Below are 21068 nucleotides of genomic sequence, written 5' to 3'. Positions count from 1 at the left end.
CTTACTTAACCTCTACAGTACGTGAACCGTCCGGATTCTCCGAGATCGTTACATCTACCACATCTCCGGGTAACAACTCATCTATTTTCTCCGGCCATTCAATAAAACATAAAGCTCCGCTATAGAAATAGTCTTCTGTTCCGATATCCTCCGCCTCACTCAATTTATTGATCCGGTAAAAATCAAAATGATAAATCAATTCTCCCGTCGTATCGCTACGGTACTCATTGATAATAGCGAATGTGGGACTGTTGATCACATCCTCCACACCCAATTCCTCACAGATCGCCTTGATAAAGGTAGTCTTACCGGCCCCCATCGGACCATAGAAGGCAAAGACCGTACGATCATCCATCCCGGCGATAAACTCCTTAGCCGCCTCATGGATCTTATCCAAACTTTCTATTTTCAGTGTGCTCATAGCATTCGTGTTTACAGTTTATATGGACTGCAAAGTTCGTGATATTTATGATATACGCAACTTTTCGGCATATTATCATTTCGGTTCCATCGTAATAAACGGCACCAACATCTCCTCCATCGAGATTCCTCCGTGCTGGAATGTATTTTTATAATAGGATACGTAGTAGTTATAATTATTCGGATAAGCGAAGAAATTCTCTCCGTAGGCGAAAATATACTTACTGCTTAGATTCGGGGAGGGAAGCCCTACTTTTTCCGGGTCCCGGATCTCAAATACCTCTTTTGGATTGTAGTTCAAGTTCTTGCCTACCTTATAGCGTAGATTGGTATTCGTATTCTTATCACCTATCACCTTGATCGGATTCGTTACCCGAATCGTTCCATGATCGGTCGTAACGATTACTTTTCCTCCCCGCTCGGCGATTCGTTTGAACAACTCAAGCGTAGAAGAGTGCTGGAACCATGATTTAGTCAAACTGCGATAGGCCGCCTCGCTTTGCGCCAACTCGCGGATCATCTTACTCTCCGTACGAGCATGCGAAAGCATATCCACGAAGTTCAGCACAATCACATTCAGTTGATTACGAGTAAGAGAAGGGATCGTAGCCAACAATTTCTCTCCATATTGGGAATCGTGTACTTTATTATATGAGAAGGTATATTTCTTACGGAACCGATCGATCTGGGTTTGAATCAATGGAGCCTCATTCAAATTCTTACCTTCCTCGCTCTCCTCATCTACCCACAAATCCGGAAACATCTGCTCTATTTGCGAAGGCATCAAGCCCGAGAATATAGAGTTGCGGGCATATTGCGTGGCGGTTGGCAGTATGCTATAATACAAGCTCTCGTCAAACGTAAAATACTCAGTAAGCAATTCTTTTACCACCCGCCATTGATCCAGCCGGAAATTATCGATCAATATAAAGAAAACCTTCTCGTCATTATCCAACATTGGGAAGACTTTCTTCTTAAACAGGTCGGGGCTCATCAACGGGCGATCGACCGGATTCTGTATCCAGTCCACATAATTCTTCTTCACGAATTTGGCAAAAGCGTTATTGGCCTCTTCCTTCTGCATACGGAGCATATCTGTCATTGCCACTTGGCTGCTTTCCAGTTCCAGTTCCCAGTACACCAATTTCTTATAGACCTCCATCCAGTCGTCTGTGGTCAAGGAATCATTGATTTGCATACCGATACGACCGAATTCCTGCTGATAACCCACCGTGGTCGTCTCGGAGATAATCACGTTCTTATGGACATTCTTCTTGATAGAGAGAAGCAATTGGTTGGGATTTACCGGTTTGATCAAATAATCCGCGATCTTATTTCCGATCGCCTGATTCATGATACTTTCCTCCTCACTTTTAGTCACCATCACGACCGGCACATTCGGAGCGATCTCCTTGATATGCGACAGCGTCTCCAATCCTGTCAAGCCGGGCATATTCTCATCGAGAAAAATAATGTCAAACGATTGTTCCTTACAGCAGTCAATAGCGTCTTGCCCGCTCACCACCGGAACCACCTCATATCCCTTGTCCTGCAAGAACAAGATATGTGGTTTCAACAAATCAATCTCGTCATCCGCCCAAAGTACTCTATCTTTCTTCGCTGCCATAAGCTTACCTAGTTTATTTACAAATATATGGATAATCCTCCATATAACAACGAAAGAAACGGGATGTTTCGTATTTGATCTCGTAATTTTCCCAAATCCAGATAAGCGAATAGCCAATGAGGAGATCTCCTTCATCAACTCACGAACAGTACTCTCTCTTACTGACTAAGGTTCAAAAATATCCAATTTATCTACAACATCTACAACTATCCTTGTAATCATCTATCTTTAGACGGTTTAGCCTATGGTGGTAGATAAAAAACATCTACAATTATCAGGCCCTATCTACCATCATTTACTACTTTTCTATCTCTAAACAGAACGATCTCTCCACACTTGCCGCAATCATCATACGGTCTCTTCCTTATACAGACAAAACATTAACATATAAGCTTATACAGTTTTTATCCATGAAAAACTAAAGTTTTATACCGCTAAAACCTTTGTTTTCCGCTTAGGAAACTTTTGTTTCTATATAGGGAAACTAAGGTTTCTTCGGCACGAAACTTTTGTCTTCTGTAGGAATGAAGAAAATAGTTCCCTAGGAACTATGTTCATGACTATTTAGTGCCAAATGCCTTTTATGTTAAAACTCCAAAAGATAAGGCAAATATATTGATTTCTTTTAGCAAAACACAATCTTTTCTATTCTAAATCAATATTGTCTTATATTTTATTGACATAACTATATGATTTCAGGGCATAAAAGTCCCACCGGTTAGTCTATTTACGCTCTGTAGATACAATATGTGAATTAGGAAGAAGCGTAGTTTGTAAATACCGAATATAGTTCCTAGGGAACTTTGAAGAACTTAGTTTTACTTCAGAAGTCATGTAATCTTATTTTTATTACTCAGCTTATAATGGCAAAAGACAATTTTAACATTATTTACGAACGAAACTATCAACGATCGTTCATGTTCGCTAAATCATACGTACATGATGATATGATAGCAGAAGATATCGTATCCGATTCTCTTGTGAAGTATTGGAGACTGATCTCCACCCAAAAAGGAGAAGCAACAGAAGCTCTTTTACTTTCGATCTTGAGAAATAAAGCTCTCGACTACTTACGCCATAAAGCTGTACATGATGCTGCGATCGAAAATCTAGAAGAAATAAAAAAGCGAGAACTAAGCATCCGCATATCCACTTTAGAGGCTTGCGATCCAGAAGAAATTTTCCGGGAAGAGATACGCACAATCCTTCAGCGCACCCTACAATCATTGCCCGAACAAACTCGCAGGATATTCGAGATGAGTCGTTTCGAAAACAAAACAGTGAAAGAAATCGCTATAGAAACCAACCTCACCGTAAAAGGAGTAGAATACCACATTACCAAGACTTTAAAAGTATTACGTATCAATCTAAAAGATTATCTTCCCTTATTCTATTTTCTTTTTTCTTGACTTTTCTCGTTTTTCCACTAGGGATCTATCTTGCAGCATCGTTTATTATTTATAAAGCGAAATTAATAGATACCATGAAGGAATTACTACAACGATACATAAAAGGAGAGGTTTCAGAGAAAGAAAGACTGAAAATAGCATCATGGTTAGACGAAAGCCCTGAAAACATGCGTGAATTTCTGGTTTTACGCAAATTATATGACATTTCACTTTGGCAAGCCAATACAGATAAGACAAATTCCGTAAAGAAAGTACATTATTCCATACGGAAGATAATGGCCGAGATCTTAAAAATCGCAGCCATCTTTCTAATCGGCTTTTGGGGAAGCAAACAACTGCAGATACAACAATCGAACAAGAAACAAATGCAAACCATTCATGTCCCTGCCGGACAACGGGCAGAGGTCACCTTAGCCGATGGTACGCATGTATGGCTAAACTCTCGCTCAACCCTAAAATTTCCTGAACAATTCAGCGCAAACACCCGAAACGTGGAATTAGACGGCGAAGGTTACTTCTCTGTCCAGCACAATGAAAATAGTCCATTTACCGTACATACCCAAAATCATGATGTTCAAGTATTAGGTACAGAGTTCAATGTAAAAGCTTACCATAACACATCCTTGTTCGAAACCGCCCTTTTAAAGGGTAGTGTAAAAATCAGTTCCCCTAATTTAAGAAATGGATTACAACTCAAGCCTAATGAAATCGTTAGTATAGAGAATAGGATGCTCAAGAAATCTACAATTAATAATAGCGACTATTTTAAATGGAAAGAAGGCCTGTTCTGTTTTGAGAATGAATCAATCCAAGATCTAATAAAGAAACTAGAACTTTATTATGATACTACGATTGAGATCCAACGTCCCTCATTGTTGAAACATCACTATTCCGGCAAATTTCGTATTCAAGATGGAATAGAGCATGTATTAAAAGTACTTCAGTTAAAACATAAATTCACATACATCAAAGATGACGATAAGAATCTAATAATCATAAAGTAAGAACAGAATGTTAACCTTATAAATCATGTATGCCTATGAGATAAAAAATATCAAAAAAGAAACGGTATATAAAAACCGGGAAATGCGGCAACACTCCCCGGAAAGAATCAATACCACATGCACTTAAATCATCAGTATCAAATTCAAGAGTTACAAATGTATGAAAAATCAAACAAAAAGAGTTATGAAGTTAACTTTTATAACACTATTTCTATCAACCACAGGAATGTTTGCATCTGTTAATTCGCAAAATACACGGGTCAATATCCATGTGAACAATGCAAACACTCAAATTGTCTTAAACGAAATCGAAAAACAAACAGACTATCTCTTTGTGTACGACACCAAAGAAATAGATCTAAATCGTAAGGTTTCCGTAGAGGCGCAAAATAAAACCGTAGCAGATGTGTTATCATCTGTCTTTACCCAAACAGACATCTCATATGCGATGGAGGGTAATAACATCATGTTAATGCGAAAAAACACTTCTGTTACACAACAGAGTAACCGGAGAATTACCGGTGTTGTGAAAGACGCAATTGGTGAACCTATCATTGGAGCAAATATCGTGGTGAAGGGAACCACAAACGGTATAATCACCGACATTAACGGAAATTTCAGCCTTATGGTCTCCGAGAACGCCATCTTGCAAATTTCCTATATCGGATATCAGACACAAGAAATCCCTACCAAAGGGCAGACGAACATCCAAATTACCATGAAGGATGACGCACAAGCATTGGATGATGTCGTTGTTATCGGTTATGGTACGCAACGCAAGAAAGACGTAGCCGGATCTATCTCTTCCATATCTACGAAGGATTTATCTATTCAATCATCCGGGAATATACAGAACCTTCTTCAAGGTAGGTTATCCGGTGTGTCCGTAACAACTTCCGGCGTAGCTGGCGATGCTCCTGCTATCCGTATTCGAGGTGTCGGAACACTGAATAATAACAGCCCGTTGTATGTCATTGATGGTTTTCCTACAAAAAGCGAGATCGCATCCCAAATAAATCCTTCAAGTATAGAGTCTGTACAAGTATTGAAGGATGCTTCCTCCGCCTCTATCTATGGTTCCCAAGCAGCTAACGGGGTTATCTTAATCACGACAAAGCAAGGTAAAGAAGGAAAACCTACCGTTGACGTAAAAGTAAACGTAGGCGTGCAACTTCCCACCAACTTGCCGGAAATGCTAAACTCCCAACAATATGGAGAAGTCTTGTGGAACGCAATGAGAAACGCCGGGTTAACACCACAGCATGACCAATATGGCAACGGAGCTACACCTGTCATTCCTGATTATATTCTACCGGCAGGAGCCATGGAAGGCCAGGTAGATCTCAGCACTTATAATACTGCGGAAAATCAATTTATGCGCGCTAATAAGATCGGAACTAATTGGGCTGATGAAGTTTATCGCCCCGCACCGACTACAAACATTGATATCAGCGCACAAGGAGGTGGCAATGGGTCTAAATATTTCTTGAGCGCAAACTATTATAAACAAGAAGCTCTTGTAAAATGGGCGGGCTATGATCGCTTCTCTTTACGAGCCAATTCTCAATTTAAGATTTTGAGCTTCGCCACATTAGGATCAAACCTAAGCGCAACTTACTCTAAATACAAAGGAAGCAAATCAGACCATGAGGCCGTACGTATGGCTCCGCTTATTCCGGTTTACGACGTAGAAGGTAATTGGGCCGGAACAAAAGCTAATGGTTTAGGTGATTCCAAGAATCCGGTAGCCCAACTTTATAATCAAAGAGAGAATTACAATGACAACCTCAACTTGTTAGGTAATTTGTATTTGGATATCAATTTCTTGAAATACTTCCAATTCAAGACAAATGTCGGCGTAAACGTTGAGGATAGCGGCTCCAAAGAGTTCAATCCAAAAACTTATTGGAACAAAGGAGACGCAAATACGCTAGTGAATTCTTTAAAGGAAGCAAGAGGCCGTAAATCAGAATTGGTTTGGAACAATACTTTGACCTTCACGAAAAAATTTCGTGAAACACATAATCTGAATGTTTTGCTAGGTACAGAAGCCATTAGTTCTAAAATAGAGAATCTCTCTGCTTATAGAAGTAATTTTATTATCGAGGATCCCGATTATAGATACCTTGACGCTGGCGAATCCAACAAGGACAATACAGGCAACGCAAATGAATACGCTTTGTTCTCTCTGTTCGCACGTGTCAATTATCAATATAAAGACAAATATTATTTAGGGGCTATTATTCGTCGAGATGGGTCCTCACGTTTTGGTGCGAATCATAGATATGGCTACTTCCCAGGGGTAAACGCCGCATGGAGACTTACGGAAGAAAACTTCATGAAAGGGCAAGATATTCTTAGTGATTTGAAAATCAGAGCCAGTTACGGTTTGACAGGAAATCAGGATATCGATAACTACGCATTTGCGTCCATGTATTATACGAATATCTCAACTAGCAGCTATCCTATAGCGGGAGATCCAAACTCTGTCACTCAAGGTATCAGTAAGGAGAGCATTGGTAATCCGGATCTTAAATGGGAGACGACTACACAAACAAACATTGGTATCGACGCAGGTCTTTTTAATAATAAACTGAATTTGTCATTCGATTTCTACCATAAATATACTACCGACATCTTGCAAAGAATTACTTATCCTTCTACCGGAGGAGTGGCAAGTGCCCCATTTATGAATATCGGTGAAATGCAAAATAATGGATATGAATTGAATATCAATTTCCAGAATACGACAGACTATGGTTTCCGGTACGAATTAGGGCTCATTTTGTCCGGATATCGTAATGAGGTAAAGAAATTAGCTTCAAATCAATTCATATCGAACACATATACAAGAACAGAAGTAGGTCATCCGATTTCCTCTTTCTATGGCTATGTGATCGATGGTATTTTCCAAACACAAGGCGAGGTCGACTCGCATGTAGAACAGTCAGACAAAGCAATCGGCCGTTGGAAATATAGAGATGTGAATAATGACGGAAAAATAGACAGCCAAGATAGGGCCTATATCGGTAATCCTCACCCTGATTTCGAGTACTCTTTGAGTTCACGCTTCTATTACAAGAACTTCGATTTGTCTCTTTATATCCAAGGCAGTCAAGGAAATGATATTTGTTTCGCATCGAAAGGCGGTAGGGATGGCCTTGATTTCTGGGGAGATTATTTCAATAAAAGTACCCGTATATTGAATACTTGGACTCCTGAAAACAGAAATGCGGAACTGCCGGAGATCAATATCTTGAATCCAAATGATGAGGCAGGTAAGGTTTCTTCATACTTAATTGAAGATGGTTCTTATATTCGTTTGAAACAATTAGAATTAGGATATACCCTTCCAAAACAAACGCTTTCGAAAATTGGACTCCAGCAATGTCGTGTTTATTTGAATGCGGAAAACTTATTGACATTGACAAAGTATAACAACATTGATCCCGAGGTTAAGAACGGCGATGACAAGAATATGGGTGTCGATTATATGAATAATATGCCACTAGCACGCGTATTCTCCATTGGTTTCAATTTATCATTCTAATACTTAAAATTAAACAAACATGAAAAATCTATTTCATATAGCGAAAAAAACGTTCACATGGGTAACCGTCACGATGGCTGTTAGCCTGTTTAATGGTTGTTCTGATTTTTTGGATAAACAACCATTAGGCAAATTGAATGAGTCTGTATTAACAGATGAAAGTACCGTGAATAAACTCCTTATTGCCTGCTATAGTCCATTAAACGGATTTATCAACGGAGTTTGGGGAATAACAAGTGGGCCGGATAATGTCTTCTATGGAGATATGTGCGCTGGAAATATCCATAAAGGAAGTACTACCGGCGATCAAGGCGAACTGCTACAGATGGAGCGTTATGTCGCTACTGCTGAAAATGGTCGTATCCGGGATAAATGGATACTGGTATATGGAGCTATTGAGCGTTGCAACGACGTACTTCGTATGCTGAATGATAATAAAATTGATGGCTTATCAGAAGAAAGTGAAATGGAAATTAGAGCAGAAGCCCGTTTCCTAAGAGGATATTATCATTTTGAAGCGAAAAAAATCTGGAACATGGTCCCTTATATTGATGAATACGTAGAAGATCCGCAAAGAAGGGTTCCCAATGACAAAGATATTTGGCCTAATATTGAAGAAGACTTCTCTTTTGCTACCGGAATTTTACCGGATAATCAGAGTGAGCCTGGAAGACCTACGAAAAACGCCGCTAAAGCGTTCTTGGCCAAGGCTTATTTATTCCAGCAAAAATATAGCGAAGCAAAAGTTTTATTAGACGAAGTCATCACTAGCGGAAAATATAAGTTACTTGACAATTATTTTGATAACTTCAATGCGGAGCAAAACAATAACGCAGAAGTGGTATGGTCTAACCAGGTAGCGGTAAATGTAGCGGGAGCTGGTTACGATCGTAGCCAACGTGGTTTCGACTTATCTTATCCCAATGCTCCAGATCAACCAAACTTAAGTGGAGCCGGATTCCAACAACCTACTTTCGACTTAGTGAATGCCTATCAAGTAGACGAAAATGGCCTACCCATGATTGACACTTACGCTGACCATGAATTCAAAAACGACCAAGATATCGAATCAAGCGAGGCATGGGAACCAGATATGGAAACCCCTGTAGATCCGAGATTAGACTGGGTCGTTGGTCGTAGAGGCATTCCATATCATGATTGGGGATTGCACCCGGGAAAAGCTTGGATCAGGGATCAAGTCAGCGCAGGTCCTTATAACCAAAAGAAATGGATTATATTAGAAAGCCAACTTGCTACATACGCTTATGACAATACAGCAAAATTTAACGCAATGAATTTCAATATTATTCGATACGCTCAAGTATTATTGTGGGCAGCGGAATGTGAGGTGGAGATTGGTAACCCTGAGAAAGCAAAAGAATATGTCAATATGATTCGTCAAAGGGCAAAAGACGGATCTTACGTGAGATTAGGAGATGAAGCACCTTTTGGCAATGGTCCAGCTGCCGCCAATTATAAAGTGGATATCTATAAGGATTCATGGGCAGGACTAAGTAAAGATGTATTACGAAAACGTGTACGATTTGAAGAACGCTTGGAACTTGCGTTAGAAGGTCATTTCTTCTTCGATTTGGTACGTTGGGATATCGCTGAGGATTTTTTAAATAAATATGTCGAAAGAGAAAAAAGACATATCCAATATTTAAATGGAGCCGTTTTTGATAAGAACCATCGCTATTACGCTATTCCTCTAACTGAAATAGATAGAAGCTATGTCGATGGTAAACCAACATTGACACAGAATCCGGGATATTAATTATAGTAAGTGTGAGGGGGTATCATAATATCCCCTCCACTTTTATCTACAAAAGATTTGAATATGACGCAATATCTAAAGTCACTTTATCTATGCATTTGTTTACTGGGGGGATTTATATCTTGTCAAACAAATGAAAGTATCACTCAAGATGAGGAGATACAAACAATCATGGAAGGAATCTCGAATCAAGCGGGTCAAGAAAAAAATCCTTATCTGACAGCAGGAGATAAAACCTACATAATAGGTACGCAAGATGGAAACTTCCCTGATCTTGGTGGACATACTCCCGGAGAGATGGGAGGAGTTTGGAATCATTTGATCAAGCTATTAGATGGCTTTTGGGTAAAAATGACAGATAATAAAGGTAATTCTTGTTGGTTGGAAAACGCAATACAATATACGAATTATCCTTTTGGAAGTAAATTTGAGTACGCTCCTTTATTTAATAATAGTATCCGTGTCAATCGTTTCCAATTTTGCCCACAAGGAAAAAATGGTGTTGTTATTACCTATACCATCGAAAATGTATCGGATTCAGAGCAAACGGTCCTTTTTGATTTTGTCGCAAAAACAGATTTGTTGCCTGTATGGTCATCCGGGACAATCGGGTTAAAAGACGCAAATGATGTCGTGAACTGGGATGCCCAAGATGCCATTTTTAAAGCGAAAGATTTAGGTAATAACTGGAACGTGATTTGGGGAGCGGATCAACATACGAGTATTTATCAACTAGATACTCCTACTTATATAAATACGCAAGGAACGGGTAAAAGTGCCTCTTCTACTTATACGATTACACTTCCTAAGAATCAGGAGAAAAAACTTTCTTTCGTCATCGCAGGATCAAAAGACAGTGAGGAGGATGCCCTAAAAAGTTACAAAGACATCTTAGCGAACCATTCCGAAATGTTGGAAGATAAAAAAATGTATTACACCCAACTATTAGAGAGAGGACGGATTAACATTCCAGATAAAAAGTTACAAGAGGTTTATAACTGGTGCAAAATCAATACGGAATGGCTTGCGGCAGATATGGAAAGTGCAGGACGCTTTCTGGGAGCGGGCGCAATTGAATATCCATGGTTATTCGGTTGTGATAATTCTTATTCATTACAAGGCCTTGTCGCTACAGGTGACCAAAAATTAGCAAAAGAGACATTGAGAGTTATCAAAGAGATGTCAGAGAAAGCCAATAGGAATGGCCGTATTTTGCATGAAATGGCATTCAACGCATTCGTCAGCCACAAAGGAAATACTCAAGAGACTGCTCATTTTGTCATCGCTGTATGGAATGTTTATAAATGGACTGGTGATAACAAATTCCTTGCAGATATGTATCCTTATATGCAAAAAGGTCTGAACTTCCTTTTGAAAGATATGGATACAAATAAGAATATGTTCCCCGAAGGGTATGGAATCATGGAAGTTAGAGGATTAAATGCGGAATTGATTGATGTCTCTGTTTATACCCAGCAAGCACTGGAAGTTATGTCGCAGATTGCCTTAATAATGGGAGAAGAAGCATTTGCCAGTGAGTGCGCCTCGCAAGCAATCGATTTGAAAGAAAGGATAAACGACCTATTTTGGGATAAGGATTTAGAAATTTATTGTGATTTTTATGGAACGAGAGAGCAAGCCTTAGAAACGACTAAAGGTGCTATCGAACAGGTTCGTAATACAGAATACAGGTGGGATGTTGCCGAGGTTTCCTTACAGGAATATGAGGATAGCAAGAAAAAGCATATCGCAATGTATGAGGATATGTATAAACAATTTGAAGCGTATCCAACTGGTATTATGAAAGGATGGTTAACTAACAAGAATTGGGTAATAAGCACTCCAATAGAAACTCATATTGCCTCAGAAGACAGAGCTATTCGGCAATTGGATAAAGTACGAAAAGAGCATTGCGGCGAATATGGTCCTTATTTATCCGCAGTCGAAAGAGATCGCATGATGACTATCGCAACAGGCGTACAAGCGATGGCCGAATGCGCTTACGGACGTGTAGATGAGGCTTTATGGTATATCAATCGCATCGTCGATACATTTGGCCGTACACTTCCGGGATCAATTAATGAGATGATGCCTGATTATGGCTGCCCTGTTCAAGCATGGACCATCTATGGTATAGCAACACCTTTGATTCGTTATATATATGGCATACAACCAGAAGCCTATAAAAAGACCTTGACCCTAAGTCCTAATTTACCATCAGATTGGGACTTTATTGAAATGAAAGATCTTCCTGTTGGAAATAATAAGATTAATTATAAAGTAAAACAACTGGAAGATGGATTGGAAATCACGTTAGATACAACTGAAAAGGATTGGAGTTACCTATTAAGACCGGTAAAACAACCTATCAAGCGATTTATCGTGAATGGTAAGGAACAACGGATTTAGAGAGAGACGGGGCATGCCCCGTCTCCACATATAGACACCGCCTCATAATGATCTAAAATTAAAACAGATAACCCCAACTATTTTGAGTAAATAGAACTTAGTCTGAATTCCGTATTCAAGACCTCTTTCCACTCTAACCTTTTACTATCAATGCGATAAATGGATAACAATCAATTTCTTTCATCCCATATTATACTTGAGATAACCGGAAAGCGGGGAAAATGAAAGTATGATTACTTTAACTATTTTTCTATCAAAAATTCCTACTTTTACCGCTAAATCTGTATTGAAGATGAAAGGAGACGATTTTAATATCATTTATGAACGGAATTACCGACGGTCATTCCTGTTCACCAAATCATATGTACATGATGACATGGTGGCTGAGGATATCGTAGCTGAATCGCTTGTAAAATATTGGCGACTGGTCTCTGCTGGAGAAAACGAGATAACAGAAGCCTTATTGCTCACGATTTTGAAAAATAAAGCCCTTAACTATTTACGCCATAAAGCCATACATGATGCCGCTATTGAAAATTTAGAGGAAATAAAAAATAGAGAACTAAGCATTAGAATTTCCACACTCGAGGCTTGCGATCCGAAAGAGATCTTCTCTGATGAGGTCAATAGGATCATCCACAAAACTTTAAAAAACTTACCAGAACAAACTCATCGAATATTCGAGATGAGCCGCTTCGAGAATAAAACCGTAAAAGAAATAGCGGATGAGACAAACCTCACCATAAAAGGTGTAGAATACCACATAACCAAGGCTTTAAAAGCTTTGCGTATCAACTTGAAAGACTATCTACCCTTATTTTATTTTCTTTTTTCTTAATTTTTTTCATTTTTCCACTAGGGATTTAGCGCACAGCGTTGTTTTTATAATAGAAAATAAATTAACAGACATTCATGGAGCAATTACTACAACGGTACATAAGAGGTAAGGTTTCCGAAGAAGAGAGACTGAAAGTAGTGTCATGGCTGGACGAAAGTCCTGATAACATGCGTGAATTTCTGGCTTTACGTAAATTATATGATATTTCACTTTGGCATACGGATACAGAGCAAAAAACACTTCATAAAAAATTCATTCCAACAATTCGACGTATCGCAATCGAAACACTAAAAATAGCAGCGATCTTTTTAATTGGAATCTTTGTTACTAAACAATTCGTAGAACAAAAGGTAGAGGATATACAAATACAAACCATCCATGTACCCACAGGTCAGCGAGCTGAGTTAACTTTAGCGGACGGGACACATGTTTGGCTCAACTCTCGCTCGACATTGAAATTTCCTAATAAATTCGGCACAAATAAACGGAACGTAGAACTTAACGGAGAAGGGTATTTTTCTGTACATCATGACAAAAAACGTCCTTTTACCGTACAAACCGAAAAATACGCAATTCATGTATTGGGTACCGAATTCAATGTTAAGGCATATCACAACAGTCCTTTATTTGAGACAGCATTATTAAAGGGCAGCGTAGAAATCTCTTCCTCAACCATGCCGAAGAGATTACGCCTAAAGCCGAACGAGATGGCGATCGCAAGTCAGGAAGGATTAAATACATCCTACATCCCCGACCACAATTACTTTAAATGGAAAGAGGGATTATTCTGTTTCGAAGACGAGTCGATCCAAAGTTTAATAGAAAAGCTACAACTTTATTATGATATTAAAATTGATGTTCAACGACCATCCTTACTTCAATACCGTTATTCCGGCAAATTCCGTATCAAAGACGGGATTGACCATGTATTGAAAGTATTACAGTTAAAACACAAATTCACTTATACAAAAAATGAAGAGACGAATCTAATCGTGATAGAATAAATATTTAGTCGTTAACCTTTTAAATACAACAGAATATAGAGAATGAAGACATGACAAACAATTAACAGCACAAATTTCACAAAAAGGGAGATGCTGCAACATCCCCCTTCCGTAAGTCAGTACCAGACTTGCGAAAATAAATTCATTTAGTACTAACAAATAAGACATTACAAATGTATGAAAAAAATTTGTAACGGGCATTTTATGTCCCCTTTTAACACAGAAGATAAAACATTTCGAATAATGAGATTAACATTCATTGCATTATTTGTATTCAGTTTCAGCTTACTCGCATCCGTACATTCACAAACGATGCGCGTCAATATCAATGCTAATAATGAATCTACGCATTCTATTTTAGAACAGATAGAACAGCAAACTGATTATCTATTTATTTATAACACAAAAGAAATCGACTTAAGCCGTAAAGCATCCGTACACGCTCAAGACCAAACGGTAATGGACGTTTTGTCACAAATTTTCAGAAACACGGATATTGGATATGCGATTGAGGGCAGTAATATCATGTTGATGAAGAAAGATGAAAAAGCAGAAAAACAACAGGACAACAATAAGGTCTCAGGAACGATTACAGACAAATCAGGAGAACCTATTATCGGCGCTAACGTCGTTATAAAAGGAACAACCAACGGAACCATTACAGATATAGATGGTAATTATGCGTTAGATGTTCCTGTTTCTGCCATCTTGCAGATTTCCTATATCGGATATTTGACACAAGATGTTCCTGTAAATGGAAAACAACAAATCAATGTCCGTTTAGTAGAAGATACGCAACAATTAGACGAGGTGGTAGTGGTTGGCTATGGTACACAGAAAAAAGGGGAATTAACCTCATCTATTTCCAGCATAAAAAGCGAAACATTCATTCAAGGTTCAGTACAAGACGCAGCCCAGTTGCTTCAAGGAAAGGTTGCGGGACTTGGTATTGTCATGCCTAACGGTGATCCGACGTCTTCATCCCAAATTGTATTGCGTGGTATCGGCTCACTAAAAGGAGACCGGGTTCCATTAGTTATTGTCGATGGAGTTCCGGGTGATATGAGCACTGTTGCACCAGAAGATATCGAAAGCATAGATGTTATAAAAGACGGCTCAGCCGCCGCTATTTATGGAACCAGAGGAAATAATGGCGTTATTTTCATCACCACAAAAAAAGTGAAAGGAGAAATACCTGTGACTATTGATATTCAAGCCTATGTCACTACCCAGCAAATCAAAAAAAGATTAGATATGATGGATGCCAATCAATACCGTCAATTAGTAAAACAAGGGAAACCCGGCGCTATTGATTATGGTTACGACACAGATTGGCTAGACCAGATATTAAGGACTCCTATTTCTTACGTAACTAATGCCAGTCTACGCGGAGGTAATCGCAACTCTAATTATATCGCAAACATAAACTATAAGTCTGGCCAAGGCATTATCAAACGCTCAGACAATAGAGTATTAACCACACGATTGGAAATCAACCATTCTATGTGGGATAACTTATTGAAGTTTAATTTAAACATCATGGGTAAAGAACAAAAATATACAGCCTTAGGAGATGGCAAAAGCTTCAATGGGGAGATTTACCGAAATGCGTTAATCAATATTCCAACAGAACGTTCGAAAGACGATAACGGAAACTGGATTGAGCATCCGACAATGAACGGATATATGAATCCGGTAGCTGCGCTATATGAAAGTAATGGCGAGAATAAAAGTACTCAATTACGTACATTCGGAACCGTTACATTGACTCCCATGGATGAATTTTTCGTAAAAGCATTAGTGTCGAGAACCTCTTATAATCAAACCCGCGGGTATGCTGAAACTAAAAAACACATATCAACTGTCCGCAATGGCAAAAACGGGTTTGCTTCTCGCGGAACAACAGCTTCTATCGATAATCTGTTAGAGATCACAGCCCAATACAAAAATAATTTTGGTGCTCATAACCTTACTGGTTTAGCGGGTTATTCTTATCAAGACAATACCTATGAAAATTATTGGATGCAAAACTGGGATTTTCCATCCGATCAATATAGCTATAATAATATGGGGGCTGGAGCTGCCTTAAAAAGAGGAGAAGTTGAGGAAAAGTCTGAAAAAAACAAGTCTAAGTTAATCGGTGTATTTGCTCGTATCAACTATAGTTTCAATGATCGTTATTTAGCATCTGTCAGTATCCGTCATGAAGGAGCTACACAATTCGGAGCTAATTATAAATGGGGAAATTTTCCTGCCGTATCCGTAGGTTGGAATATACATAATGAGGACTTCATGAGCTCCTTACGTTTTATCAGTAGCTTGAAAGCTCGTTTAGGTTTTGGTGTAACGGGTTCCATTCCTGAAGATCCATATATGTCATTAAGCCGCTTGACCAGCGATAAGAATCTCTATACTGGTTCTGGCTGGCTCCCTTCATTAAAACCTTCAAGTAACGCAAATCCAAACCTGCGTTGGGAGAAAAAGGAAGAGTGGAACTTAGGAATAGACTTTGGTGTCCTTGAGAACCGTATCAGTGGATCTATAGACTTTTATAAACGTACGACAAAAGATATGCTATGGAACTATCAAGTCGCCACACCTCCTTATTTATATAAGGAAATCCTCGCGAATGCAGGAACTATGCAAAATAAAGGACTAGAGATACACCTCAGTGCAATCCCAGTACAAACAAAAGAATTCTCATGGACAACTAGCTTTAATTATTCAACCAACAAAAATAAGTTGGTTGCCTTATCCAACGAGGAATTCCAATTAAAATCCGGTTATATAGAAGATGGCTGGACTGGCGAACCTATCCAACAATATACCCATCGAATCTTTGAAGGGGGTGAGGTTGGTAATTTCTACGGTTTTAAAACTATTGATATAGATAGCGAAGGACGTTGGATTATTGAAGATAAAAACGGTAATCCAAAACCGATCTCAGAGCAACAAGCAGAAGATAAAAAAATTATTGGAAATGGCCTGCCCAAACACCTATTAAGCTGGGATAACAGTTTTACCTTCAAAAATTTCGACTTAGGTATAACTATGCGAGGTGCATTCGACTATGACATCCTCAACTACCCCCGCATGTTTTATGAATGTCCTGTAAACTTGACCCGGGGAAATTTGCTTGCCACAGCTTATGAACCGAAGTACGGAAAGACTGTACTAAACGACCAACAGGAACTTCAATATGTTAGCTATTTCATCGAAAGAGGAAACTTTTGGAAAATTGATAATATCACCATTGGTTATACTTTAAAACTTAAGAATGATTATTTAAAAAGGATACGTATATACGCAACCGGTAATAACCTATTCACATTTACAGGATACAGTGGATTAGACCCTGAGGTTAATACGCAAGGACTTAATCCCGGATGTGATGAATTAGGCCGTTACCCTTCTACACGTTCCTTTACTTTAGGCGCAATGTTTACTTTTTAAAATAAATAAACTCATGAATACAATTAAAAAACATATAAATATCTTATTATTAGGTTGCTGTTCATTGAACTTTATTTCCTGCACAGACCTAACCGAAGAAATCTTCTCTGACATTACTGAAGATAGTTATAAATATGAAGCTGGAGACGCGACTAAAGTGGTTGGTGCCGCTTATACCAATCTTCAAGATTGGGGATATTGCGGTTCCGGACAAGCTCCAATGCTGAGTCAAGAAATATGTACCGATGCCGCAGTGTTCCCCGCTAATGGTTCCGGTTGGGATGATGGAGGTGTATTTCGTAGAATGCATCAACATTCATGGAACTCCGAACAATTACAAGTGAATCGTTTATGGGAAGTTTGCTATTCCGGAATTATCTTGGCAAACCGGGCTATCAGCATTATCAACCAAGATGATTTTCCTTTTGCCGCAAATGAAAACAAGGCTGCCATGATCGCTGAATCTCGAGCATTACGTGCTTTCTATTACTGGTACATCATGGATAATTTTGGAGATGCTCCTTTAGTAACGGAACCCACCTCAGAATTACCTGTAAAAACATCCCGGAAGGATCTTTATGATTTTATAGTCAAAGAACTGAAAGAGTCTTTCAGCGATCTCCCAACAGAGAAAAATGAATCTAATTATGGAAGATTCACATTATGGGGAGCTAAAGCCCTCCTCGCTAACGTATATTTGAACGCAGAAGTATATACAGGTGATCCCCAATGGAATGCTTGTATTCAAGAGTGTGATGATATTATTAATTCAGGAAAATACAGTTTAGACATTAATTATAGCGATCCATTTAAGGCACACAATGAAAACTCATTAGAAAATATATTAGTCATTCCCTATGATGAAATATTTGCCACTGGATTTAACTATCATTTAGCCGCCTTACACGGAGCAAACCAAAAAACGTATGATCTAGTTGGAAGCCCTTGGGGAGCTGGGGCTTATAAAGGAATACCTCAATTCATCGACACCTATGATCCAGATGACGAACGTTTAAATGCCACTTGGCTAGGAGGTCCCCAATACGCATCTGATGGGACACCTCTTACAGGCTCTTATGACTTAATGGGACAACCGCTTATCTTCGTCAACAAAATGCCCAACGGTATTTTCACCGGTGAGGCAGAAGGATATCGCTGGTTAAAATATGAGGTTGAGCTGGAAGCCAGAAGTGAACTAAATAATGATTTGGTCTTATTCAGGCTTACGCAAGTCCATATGATGAAAGCAGAATGCCTTTTACGTACTGGGAAAGCAGATCAAGCAGCGTCTATTGTAAGTATGGTCAGAAAAAGAGCTTTTAAAGAACATCCTGAAAAAGCAATTGTCTCAGGAGCGCAATTACAAGAAAAATCCTGTTACAAATACGGTACGGTAGAAAACTATGTATTAACTTCGCAAAATCAAGTTTATCCAGAAAAATTCGGACGTTTCTATGATGAACTAGGTTGGGAATTCGCTGGAGAATCTTATCGCCGGAGAGATATGATACGTTTCGGTCATTTCACAAAAGCTAAATGGTTATCTCATGAGCCGAATGGAGATTATAAAACGGTATTTCCCTTACCTCAAAAAGTAGTAGATACCAATCCGAATCTGGAACAAAATCCGAATTATCAATAATAACATAGAGGGTATGTCTCTATATTGACATACCCTCCTTTAATCTCAATTTCTAAAGCTATATGAAGCAATACCTTTTACTCGCTGCGTCTGCCTTTCTTTTGCAAGGGTGCCAGACCTCTAAAGAAGATATAAAGGAACAGCCTTTGAAGATGATCGAGCAGATCGATTTCTCTCATGTGAAAATCAATGACAACTTTTGGTCACCCAGACTCAGCAAACATGTCTCGGCGACCTTGCCTGTCTGTATCGATCAAATAGAGAATCAAACCGGACGTATCCGTAATTTCGAGAATGCAGCGAAAGGGGAAGGAGAGCATTCCGGCATTTTCTTTGATGATTCCGACGTATATAAAGCGTTAGAAGGTATGGCTTATAGCCTGATCAACAATCCGGATCCCGAGCTGGAAAAGAAAGCGGACGAATGGATTGATAAATTCGCTGCCGCCCAACAACCGGATGGCTACATCAATACCTTCTATACACTCACCGGATTGGATAAACGGTGGACCAATATGGACAAGCATGAGATGTACTGCGCCGGACATATGATTGAGGCAGGAGTAGCGTATTATCAAGCTACAGGAAAGCGCAAGTTATTAGACGTATGTATACGCATGACAGATCATATGATGAGCCAATTCGGTCCGGGAAAAAGACATTGGGTACCGGGACACGAGGAAATAGAACTGGCGCTTGTCAAGCTTTATCAAACCACCCAAGAGCAGAAATATCTGGATTTCGCTTATTGGCTGCTGGAGGAACGTGGACACGGTCACGGCACTATGGGTGATGAAGGTAAATGGAACCCGGTTTACTATCAAGATATCGTTCCCGTCCGGCAACTTACCGATATCTCCGGGCATGCGGTACGATGTATGTATTTGTATTGCGGTATGGCCGATGTGGCTGCCTTGAAGAATGATACGGGATATATAGCCGCCATGGATCGTCTATGGGATGATGTGGTACACCGCAATATGTATATCACCGGGGGAATCGGTTCATCCCGGGATAACGAAGGGTTTACGGAGGATTACGATTTACCGAACCTAGATGCTTATTGCGAGACTTGCGCTTCTGTCGGAATGGTGCTTTGGAACCAACGTATGAACCAACTTACCGGAGACTCTAAATACATCGACGTACTGGAACGTTCTTTATATAACGGTGCGCTTGCCGGTATCTCCTTGGGTGGAGACCGTTTCTTCTATGTCAATCCGCTGGAATCTAAGGGTGATCACCATAGACAAGAATGGTATGGTTGCGCTTGTTGCCCAAGTCAGCTTTCACGCTTCTTGCCTTCTATCGGAAATTATATCTACGCCTCCTCCGATGATGCGTTATGGGTAAATCTATATATCGGAAATACGGGGCAAATACGGATAGGAGAGACGGATATCCTATTAACACAAGAAACGGACTATCCGTGGGATGGATCGGTAAAACTAACAATTTCTACTTCTCAGCCTTTGGAGAAAGAGATACGCCTCCGCATTCCTGATTGGTGCAAAACCTATGATTTAAGTATCAATGGCAAGAGAATAAACGTGCCTAAGGAAAAAGGCTATGCGGTAATCAAGGATTGGAAATCGCAAGATGTAATCGCTCTAGATATGGATATGCCCGTGGAAATTGTCGCGGCAGATCCGCATGTCAAGGAAAATTTCGACAAACGGGCGATTCAACGAGGGCCACTTGTATACTGCATGGAAGAAATAGACAACCCGGTATATTTCGATCAAATACAGTTGAGCCCAAGTACAACATTCCAAACAGCCTTCGCTTCCGATATATTGAATGGGATAAAAACAATTAAAACAAACGGTAGGGCACAATCTGCTACCTTTATTCCCTATTACGCGTGGGATAACCGTAAAGCAGGAAAAATGAGGGTATGGATCCCCTATAACGAATAACTAAAAAAGCATCAAA

12 protein-coding genes are annotated in these 21068 nt (G+C 39.4%); 10 read left to right on the top strand and 2 right to left on the bottom strand.

Annotated features, from left to right (window positions below; translation table 11 throughout):
- Position 1: 1 nt before the first annotated feature.
- Together tsaE and HMPREF0999_RS04580 are read right to left on the bottom strand one after the other, a co-directional pair.
- Positions 2–421 carry a tRNA (adenosine(37)-N6)-threonylcarbamoyltransferase complex ATPase subunit type 1 TsaE gene (gene tsaE / locus HMPREF0999_RS04585; protein ID WP_008772916.1) on the bottom strand — a complete coding sequence of 140 codons (420 nt, stop codon included), beginning with the start codon at positions 419–421 and terminating at the stop codon, positions 2–4.
- Positions 422–496: 75 nt separating this feature from the next.
- Positions 497–2047 (bottom strand): PglZ domain-containing protein, encoded by a 1551-nt coding sequence (locus HMPREF0999_RS04580; protein ID WP_009275290.1) that lies wholly within the window; start codon positions 2045–2047, stop codon positions 497–499.
- An 863-nt stretch (positions 2048–2910) separates the two neighbouring features.
- On the opposite strand from HMPREF0999_RS04580, the gene HMPREF0999_RS04575 reads away from it, so the two are divergent.
- From HMPREF0999_RS04575 to HMPREF0999_RS04530, 10 genes are all read left to right on the top strand, one after another.
- A complete protein-coding gene (locus tag HMPREF0999_RS04575; protein ID WP_009016548.1) occupies positions 2911–3456 on the top strand; it encodes an RNA polymerase sigma-70 factor in 546 nt (181 codons plus the stop codon).
- Positions 3457–3530: 74 nt separating this feature from the next.
- Positions 3531–4460 (top strand): FecR family protein, encoded by a 930-nt coding sequence (locus tag HMPREF0999_RS04570; protein ID WP_009275289.1) that lies wholly within the window; start codon positions 3531–3533, stop codon positions 4458–4460.
- Positions 4461–4794: 334 nt separating this feature from the next.
- Positions 4795–8010: a TonB-dependent receptor gene (locus HMPREF0999_RS04565; RefSeq protein WP_232054474.1), complete on the top strand. Its 3216-nt coding sequence runs from the start codon at positions 4795–4797 to the stop codon at positions 8008–8010.
- Between the two features lie 19 nt (positions 8011–8029).
- Entirely contained in the window at positions 8030–9787 is a 1758-nt protein-coding gene (locus HMPREF0999_RS04560; RefSeq protein ID WP_009275287.1) for a RagB/SusD family nutrient uptake outer membrane protein, read from the top strand.
- Between the two features lie 63 nt (positions 9788–9850).
- On the top strand, positions 9851–12196 hold the full coding sequence (locus HMPREF0999_RS04555) for a hypothetical protein (RefSeq protein ID WP_005867298.1): 2346 nt from the start codon (positions 9851–9853) through the stop codon (positions 12194–12196).
- A 292-nt stretch (positions 12197–12488) separates the two neighbouring features.
- Complete coding sequence (locus tag HMPREF0999_RS04550; protein WP_005867296.1) at positions 12489–13034, top strand: RNA polymerase sigma-70 factor; 546 nt, start codon at positions 12489–12491, stop codon at positions 13032–13034.
- Positions 13035–13108: 74 nt separating this feature from the next.
- On the top strand, positions 13109–14038 hold the full coding sequence (locus HMPREF0999_RS04545; protein WP_009275286.1) for a FecR family protein: 930 nt from the start codon (positions 13109–13111) through the stop codon (positions 14036–14038).
- Between the two features lie 243 nt (positions 14039–14281).
- Positions 14282–17491, top strand: coding sequence for a TonB-dependent receptor (locus HMPREF0999_RS04540; RefSeq protein ID WP_009275284.1), 3210 nt, complete (start codon positions 14282–14284; stop codon positions 17489–17491).
- 13 nt (positions 17492–17504) lie between these two features.
- Positions 17505–19133 (top strand): RagB/SusD family nutrient uptake outer membrane protein, encoded by a 1629-nt coding sequence (locus tag HMPREF0999_RS04535; protein ID WP_009275283.1) that lies wholly within the window; start codon positions 17505–17507, stop codon positions 19131–19133.
- A 62-nt stretch (positions 19134–19195) separates the two neighbouring features.
- Positions 19196–21052 (top strand): glycoside hydrolase family 127 protein, encoded by a 1857-nt coding sequence (locus HMPREF0999_RS04530; RefSeq protein WP_009275282.1) that lies wholly within the window; start codon positions 19196–19198, stop codon positions 21050–21052.
- Positions 21053–21068: the final 16 nt, after the last annotated feature.

The organism is Parabacteroides sp. D25 (assembly GCF_000307475.1).
GTDB lineage: Bacteria > Bacteroidota > Bacteroidia > Bacteroidales > Tannerellaceae > Parabacteroides > Parabacteroides distasonis.
Note: the sequence above shows the minus strand (reverse complement) of the source record. Positions and strands in the feature narration are given on the sequence as shown.